At 72.4% G+C, this 5,921-nt stretch carries 4 protein-coding genes and 1 pseudogene; all 5 read left to right on the top strand.

Features of this window, described 5'->3' with window-relative positions; genetic code table 11:
- Window positions 1–122: 122 nt before the first annotated feature.
- Window positions 123–2,678, top strand: a complete 2,556-nt coding sequence (gene glgP, locus SACHA_RS0106200) for an alpha-glucan family phosphorylase (RefSeq protein WP_019808049.1) — start codon at window positions 123–125, stop codon at window positions 2,676–2,678.
- 53 nt (window positions 2,679–2,731) lie between these two features.
- The gene (locus tag SACHA_RS0106195) at window positions 2,732–3,553 is read left to right on the top strand and encodes an ABC transporter ATP-binding protein (RefSeq protein ID WP_019808047.1); all 822 of its coding nucleotides are present in this window, start codon (window positions 2,732–2,734) and stop codon (window positions 3,551–3,553) included.
- Window positions 3,554–3,651: 98 nt separating this feature from the next.
- Window positions 3,652–4,431: an enoyl-CoA hydratase/isomerase family protein gene (locus SACHA_RS0106190; protein WP_028662939.1), complete on the top strand. Its 780-nt coding sequence runs from the start codon at window positions 3,652–3,654 to the stop codon at window positions 4,429–4,431.
- A 25-nt stretch (window positions 4,432–4,456) separates the two neighbouring features.
- A complete protein-coding gene (locus tag SACHA_RS0106185) occupies window positions 4,457–5,452 on the top strand; it encodes a class I SAM-dependent methyltransferase (RefSeq protein ID WP_028662938.1) in 996 nt (331 codons plus the stop codon).
- A gap of 8 nt (window positions 5,453–5,460) precedes the next feature.
- Window positions 5,461–5,921 (top strand): annotated as a pseudogene (locus SACHA_RS20595) (class I SAM-dependent methyltransferase); the annotation flags it as partial.

Genomic DNA, 5,921 nt, shown 5'->3' with positions numbered 1-5,921 from the left:
TGGCGGGCAGGCTAGCGGACCGGCGCCCGACGGCGGGGCGTTCCGCGCGCTTCTCCCGCGTGAGCCCGCGGAGCGGTCGGCGTCCGGCGGCCGGGCACCGCCCGGCGTTAGGGTTGATCTTCATGAGAGCTGTCCGCCGGTTCACCGTGCACGCGCGCGTCCCCGAGGAGTTGACCGGGCTGACCGAGCTGGCCACGAACCTGCGGTGGACGTGGCACCCGCCGACCCGGGACCTGTTCGCGTCCATGGACGACGCGCTGTTCCGGCGTATCCGGGATCCGCTGCGGATGCTCGCCGAACTCCCGGCCGCGCGGTTGGACGAACTCGCCGGAGACGAGAACTTCCTCGCCCGGACCCGGCGGATCAGCGGTGACCTGCGGCGGTACCTGTCCGAACCGCGCTGGTACCAGCGCAGGGCGGCGGAGGCCGGGGCCGGGGAACGGTTCCCGGACGCGGTCGCGTACTTCTCCATGGAGTTCGGCGTGCACGAGGCGCTGCCGAACTATTCCGGGGGGCTCGGGGTGCTCGCGGGCGATCACCTCAAGGCCGCCTCCGACCTCGGCGTCCCGATGATCGGGGTCGGTCCGCTCTACCGGGCGGGGTACTTCCGGCAGTCGTTGTCGCTGGACGGGTGGCAGGTCGAGCACTACCCGGTGATCGACCCGAGCGGGTTGCCCCTGGAACAGCTCACCGACCACGCGGGGGAACCGGTGATGATCCACACGGCCATGCCGGGCGGCCGGGAACTGCTGGCCCAGGTGTGGCTGGCGCGGGTGGGCCGGGTGCCGCTGCTGTTGCTGGACACGGATGTGGACGGCAACGACGACGACCTGCGCGGGGTGACCGACCGGCTCTACGGCGGCGACGCCGACCACCGCATCCGGCAGGAGATCCTGGCGGGCATCGGCGGGATGCGGGCGGTGCGCCGGTACTGCGAACTGACCGGGCACCCGCAGCCCGAGGTCTTCCACACCAACGAGGGCCACGCCGGCTTCCTCGGTCTGGAGCGGGCCCGCGAGGTGCTGGAGAGCTCGGAACTCGATTTCGACGAGGCGCTGTCGGCCGTGCGCGCGGGCACGGTGTTCACCAGCCACACCCCGGTGACCGCGGGGATCGACAAGTTCGGCACCGATCTGGTCAAGCACTACTTCGGCGACGGGCGGCTGCTGCCCGGGGTGCCGTTCGACCGGGTGCTCACGCTCGGCGCGGAGGACGACCCCGCACGATTCAACATGGCGCACATGGGATTGCGGCTGGCCCAGCGCGCCAACGGCGTCTCGGCCCTGCACGGCCGCGTGTCCCGTCGGATGTTCACCCGGCTGTGGCCGGGCTTCGACACCGAGGAGGTCCCGATCTCCTCGGTGACCAACGGGGTGCACGGGCCGACCTGGGTGGCGCGGGAGATGAGCGCACTGCTCGGCGGCAGCGACGAGGAATGGGGGCACGACGGGGATGTCCGCGGGATCGACCCCCGGGTGACCGACGAGCAGCTCTGGGCGCTGCGTCGGGAACTGCGCGAGAACCTGGTCCACGAGGTGCGCCGGCGTGCCCGGGAGGCCTGGTTGCAGCGGGGTGCCTCTGCCCTCGAACTGAACTGGACCGACCGGATCTTCGACCCGGACGTGCTCACCGTGGGTTTCGCCCGGCGGGTGCCGACCTACAAGCGGCTCACCCTGATGTTGCGTGATCCGGAGCGGTTGCGGGCCCTGCTGCTCGACTCCGACCGGCCGATCCAGATCGTGGTCGCGGGCAAGTCCCATCCGGCGGACGAGGGCGGGAAGGCGCTGATCCAGCAGATCGTGCGATTCGTCGACGACCCCGCCGTGCGGGAGCGGATCGTGTTCCTGCCCGACTACGGCATGTCCATGGCCCGGTACCTGTACCGGGGGTGCGACGTCTGGCTGAACAACCCCACCCGGCCGCTGGAGGCCTGTGGCACCTCGGGCATGAAGGCGGCCCTCAACGGGGGCCTCAACCTGTCCGTCCGGGACGGCTGGTGGGACGAGTTCGCCGACGGCGGCAACGGGTGGGCCATCCCCACCGCCGACGGCGTCACCGACCCCCTGGTGCGGGACGACCTGGAGGCCGCGGCGCTGTACGACCTGCTCGGCCAGCAGATCGCCCCGCTGTTCTACGACCGCGACGACTCGGGTGTGCCGCGTGGGTGGCTGTCGATGGTGTGGCACACGCTGCGCACCCTCGGCCCGGAGGTGCAGGCCTCGCGGATGGTGCGGGAGTACGTCGAGTCGTCGTACCGGCCGGCGGCCACCACGGTGGCCGCGGCGGCGGAGGACTCCTACGCGGGTGCCCGGTCGCTGGCGGACTACCGGCGGCGGGTGGATCGGTGCTGGCCGCAGGTCCGGGTGTTGGCCACGGACCTGTCCGTACAGGGCAGCGAGTCCCCCGTCGTGGGCACCCCGGTCCGGGTGAGCGCGCGGGTCGATCTGGCGGAGCTGTCCGAGTCGGAGGTCGAGGTCCAGGCCGTGGTCGGCCGGGTCGGCGACACCGACGACCTGCACGACGTGACCACCGTGCCGATGAGCCCGCAGTCCGGCGGTGAGTTCGCCACCACCGTGCCGCTGCCCTTCGCGGGATCGCTCGGCTACACCGTGCGTGTCCTGCCGCGGCACCCCCTGCTGGCCGACCCCGCCGAGCTCGGCAGGGTGGTGCTCGCGTGAGGGGTGCCCGCGCGTGCGGCCCCGTGCCGGATCCGGGGACACCGTCGGCGACAATGACCCGTGTGAACGACGTGGCGGTCCCGGAGAACCTTGCCGATCTCGTGATCCACATGGCCGGTGTCGGGGTCCGGCGCGGCGGCAACCCGCTGCTCGCCGAGCTCGACTGGGCGGTGGAGCTGGACGAACGGTGGGTCGTGCTCGGTCCGAACGGCGCGGGCAAGACCACACTGCTCAAGCTGGCCGCCGCCGAACTGCACCCGACGACGGGCGCGGTCCACGTGCTGGGCGAACGCCTCGGCCGGGTCGATGTCTTCGACCTGCGCACCCGGATCGGCTTCACCTCGGCGGCGCTGAACGGCCGGGTGCCGTCCGACGAGAAGGTACGCGACGTCGTGATGAGCGCCGGGTACGCCGTGCTCGGGCGCTGGCGGGAGGACTACGATGGCGTCGACACCGCGCGCGCGGACGAACTGCTGGTCGCGCTCGGCATCGGCCATCTCGGCGACCGCACCTACGGCACCCTGTCCGAGGGGGAACGCAAGCGCACACTGGTCGCGCGGTCGCTGATGACCGATCCCGAGCTGCTGCTGCTCGACGAACCCGCCGCGGGCCTGGACCTCGGTGGCCGGGAGGACCTGGTGGCGCGGCTGTCCGCGCTGGCACTGGACCCGGACGCGCCCGCGATGACGCTGGTCACCCACCACGTGGAGGAGATCCCGCCCGGATTCACCCACGCCCTGCTGCTGTCCGGGGGACGTGCCGTGGCGTCCGGGCTCATCGACGACGTTCTGACCGGGGAGAACCTGTCCGAGACCTTCGGTCAGGACCTGGAGCTGCACCGGTCGGGGGACAGGTACTTCGCCCGTCGTCGCTGACCGGGCCTACCGATGGGTAACCTCACCGTGGGGCACCCGTGGCCGACCGAGGTACCCGCGCCCGGGAGGTGCGGGCACGTGAACGAAGGAGGATGGCGTTGGGCGAGTTCGTACGTCTCGAGGTCGAGGGCGGCGTCGGCACGATCCGGCTGGACCGGCCTCCGGTCAACGCGCTGAACGACCGGGTGCAGGCGGAGCTGGCGGAGGCCGCGCAGGAGGCCGCCGACCGGGACGACGTCCGTGCCGTCGTGCTCTACGGCGGGGAGAAGACCTTCGCCGGGGGTGCGGACATCAAGGAGATGGCCGGGCGCTCCTACGCCGAGATGACCCGGTTCGGCGCGGCGCTGCAGGATTCGCTGACCCGGCTCGCCGAGCTGCCCAAGCCCACGGTGGCCGCCGTGACCGGGTACGCACTGGGCGGCGGGCTCGAACTGGCGCTGACCGCCGACCGGCGGGTAATCGGGGACAACGTCAAGGTCGGCCAGCCCGAGATCCAGCTCGGCATCATCCCCGGCGGGGGCGGCACCCAGCGCCTCGCCCGGTTGATCGGGCCGAGCCGCGCCAAGGACCTGGTCTACACGGGACGGTTCGTCAAGGCCGAGGAGGCCGCCGCGATCGGGCTCGTGGACGAGGTCGTGGCCCCGGACGACGTCTACACCGCCGCGCACCGGTGGGCCGCCCAGTTCGTGAACGGTCCCGCCCTGGCGCTGCGCGCGGCCAAGGCCGCCATCGACGGTGGACTCGACACGGATTTGCGCAACGGCCTGAAGCTGGAGACGCACCTGTTCACCGCGCTCTGGGCCACCGAGGACCAGAGCAGGGGCATGGAGTCGTTCATCGAGAACGGTCCCGGCAAGGCGACCTTCGAGGGGAAGTGACGTGGCGGGACCGTCCGACCCCGCGATGACCGGCCCGGGCGTCACCGGGCCGGTGGGGGACCCGGCGCCGAACCCGCACGCGAGCGCCGAGGAGGTCGAGGCCGCCTACGCCGATCCCAAGCTGGCCAACGTGCTCTACCACGACTGGGAGGCGGGCACCTACGACGAGAAGTGGTCCATCTCGTACGACGAGCGGTGCATCGACTACGCGACCGACGTCTTCGACGCGGTCGCGGGGCGCGCGGACACGCCCTACGGCACCGCGATGGAGCTCGGCAGCGGGACCGGGTTCTTCCTGCTCAACCTGATGCAGGGCGGAGTGGCCTCGACGGGGTCGGTGACCGACCTCTCGCCGGGCATGGTCGAGGTCGCCCTGCGCAACGCCGCGCGCCTCGGCCTCGACGTCGACGGCCGGGTGGCCGACGCGGAGCGGGTGCCCTACGACGACGACACCTTCGACCTGGTGGTCGGGCACGCGGTGCTGCACCACATCCCGGACGTGCGGGCGGCGATGCGCGAGGTGCTGCGGGTGCTGAAGCCCGGCGGCCGGTTCGTCTTCGCCGGGGAACCGACGCGGATCGGCGACTTCTACGCCCGCAGGCTCTCCCAGCTCACCTGGTGGCTGACGACCACCCTCACCAGGCTGCCCGCCCTGCGCGGCTGGCGGCGCCCCCAGGCGGAACTGGACGAGTCGTCCCGCGCCGCGGCGCTGGAGGCGGTGGTGGACCTGCACACGTTCGACCCGTCCGAGCTGGAGCGCACCGCCCGCGCGGCGGGCGCGGCGGACGTGCAAGCGGTCACCGACGAGTTCGGCGCGGCCCTTCTCGGCTGGCCGGTCCGCACCTTCGAGGCGGCCGTTCCGGACGAGAAGCTGACCCTGCGCTGGCGGTTGTTCGCCTACCACGCCTGGCTGCGACTGTCCGCTGTGGACCGCAAGCTGCTGTCCCGGGTACTGCCGCGGGAGCTGTTCTACAACGTGATGATCACCGGCACCAAGCCGTCGGCGCCGACAGCTCGGTAGGTGCGGCCGTGGCGTACGCCTTCTCGCTCGACGACGTCGCGTTCCTGCGCTCGCCGCGGGGAGAGGACGCGCTCGCGGCCTGTGCCGACCTGCCGTTGACCGATGCGAGCAGGCTGACCGACGTCGCGACAGCCCGGAAACGGGTCGGTCCGGAGTACGCGGCCGCCGTGCTGGAGACGGAGTTGCTCCGGCGCCGGGCGGGGGCGAAGGTCGACGACGCCGCACGCTGGTTGTTCACCGGGGAGGCGTTGCAGCAGGCCAGCGTCGCCCCGGTGGCCCGGCACCGGGCGCGCAGGCTGGCCGGGCGGGACGTGCACGACGTCACCTGCTCGATCGGCGCCGATCTCGTCGCGCTGGCCCGCACGGCACACCGGTGCGTCGGGTCCGATCTGGACGAGGTGCGGCTGCGGATGGCGGCGCACAACGCCACCGTCGCCGGTGTCCCGCGGGTGCTCGTCCGCGCCGACGC

It is taken from the genome of Saccharomonospora halophila 8, assembly GCF_000383775.1.
Classification (GTDB): Bacteria; Actinomycetota; Actinomycetes; order Mycobacteriales; family Pseudonocardiaceae; genus Saccharomonospora; species Saccharomonospora halophila.
This window is presented reverse-complemented; position numbering and strand designations above follow the sequence as displayed.

Excerpts from the sequence above, each read along its gene's own strand:
- glgP (WP_019808049.1), top strand. The coding sequence starts at position 123 with ATGAGAGCTGTCCGCCGGTTCACCGTGCACGCGCGCGTCCCCGAGGAG.
- SACHA_RS0106195 (WP_019808047.1), top strand. The coding sequence starts at position 2,732 with ATGACCCGTGTGAACGACGTGGCGGTCCCGGAGAACCTTGCCGATCTC.
- SACHA_RS0106185 (WP_028662938.1), top strand. The coding sequence starts at position 4,457 with ATGACCGGCCCGGGCGTCACCGGGCCGGTGGGGGACCCGGCGCCGAAC.